This is a genomic window from Marivita sp. S2033 (assembly GCF_046592965.1).
Taxonomy (GTDB): domain Bacteria; phylum Pseudomonadota; class Alphaproteobacteria; order Rhodobacterales; family Rhodobacteraceae; genus Marivita.
On the sequence record NZ_JBISBV010000043.1, the window covers coordinates 1 to 1,399 of the forward strand.

2 protein-coding genes are annotated in these 1,399 nt (G+C 71.2%); both read left to right on the top strand.

Annotated features, from left to right (window positions below; translation table 11 throughout):
• Positions 1–311: 311 nt before the first annotated feature.
• Entirely contained in the window at positions 312–1,037 is a 726-nt protein-coding gene (locus ACGKZZ_RS17215) for a hypothetical protein (RefSeq protein ID WP_411224745.1), read from the top strand.
• The coding region (locus ACGKZZ_RS17220; protein ID WP_411224746.1) for a hypothetical protein at positions 1,037–1,399 on the top strand (363 nt) is incomplete at its 3' end. The genes ACGKZZ_RS17215 and ACGKZZ_RS17220, both read left to right, overlap by 1 nt.

The following is a 1,399-nucleotide window of genomic DNA, read 5'->3' on the forward strand; positions in this document are numbered from 1 at the left end:
TCGTTAACCTTAATGAAAGACAGATAAAGAGACGCTGCCCTGCCCGAAAGACACCGCCGATGCTGATCCATGTGCCAGAGCCCAGCACCCACGCCCTCTCTCTCAGGGGCCGCCTGCTCTCTCAAAGCCTGCGCGCCCATCTGCAGCGGCGCGGCGATACCCTGCTGCCCGCAGTGCCACGCCGCACCGGAACACAGGCGGTGCAGGACACGCTGACCCTGGCCGCGCTGCCCGCCCGGCCCCGGGCACAGACCCCGGTCTCGCTTGGCCTTGGCCTGCCCGCCGCACTGCAGCACGGGCCGGCGACGCTGGTGCTCACGCAATCCCTGCACGCCGAGTTGGAAACCTTCGGCGGGCCGGAGGCCTGGCAGGCGGCAGGCACCCTGCCGCTGGTCTTGCAGGGCTACAGCCGCGCCATCCTCACCGACCGGGCGGATGTCGCCGGCTCGGTGGGGTTTACCCCCTGGATCACCCTGGCTCTTGCCGACCGGTTCCCCGTCACCGCCACCCTGCCAGACGACACCGGCGACAGCCCTCCCCGTATCCTGCTGCTCGATCACGGCGCCCCTGCCGGACAGGCCGGGGTGTTGCGCCGCGCACTTTCGGATCTCGACATGCGGCTGCGCCTGATCACCCCCGAGAGCGACCACGCCGCGATGGGGGCGGGCCTGGTGGCCGATCTGCACCTGCATCTGGGCTATGGGCCGGGGCGCTCCGTCACCGGGTTGTCGCCCTTCGACAGCCTGCTGTCGGGGGCCTACACGCTGGTCCTGCCGGCGCAGGGCCTTGGCGCGGGGCCGGATTTGCGCGCCCTCTGCGCGGCGCGCTCCTACGGCGATCTGGCGCCCGGCCTGTCCGAACTCGAGGCCCGCACCCGCACCATGCTGGCACGGCTTCACGCGATCCGCAGCGCCGGGGCGCGGCACAATCCCGAACGCGCCCGCTTTGCCGCCCAGAACGCCGCCGCGCGCGCCGAGGCGCTCAGGCGGTTCGATGCGGTGCTCGAGACCCCCGCCGCGCATCAGGTGGCCGCCTGATGCGCCTGGCCTGGGTCTGCCCGATCTCGGCGCGCACCGGTGTGGGCGCATATGCGCAATCGGTGCTGCGCGCGCTGGTGCGCCGTCCGGGGCTCGACGTGGTGGTGCTGCACCCGCCCTGCCCCGAGGAAGAGCGGCTCGACATGCCCTGTCCCACGCTGCCGCTGTCAGAGGCGCTGATCCACTCCGATCTGCCGGCGCTGTTTGACCTGATGCTCTATCATCTGGGCAACAACACCCGCCATCACGGGCTGATCCTCGAGGCGCTGATGGCCCATCCCGGCCCGGTCGTGCTGCACGATCATGTCTACCAGCACATGTTCGCGGGGCTGCACCATGACGGCACCGGCCCGGCGCCGGGC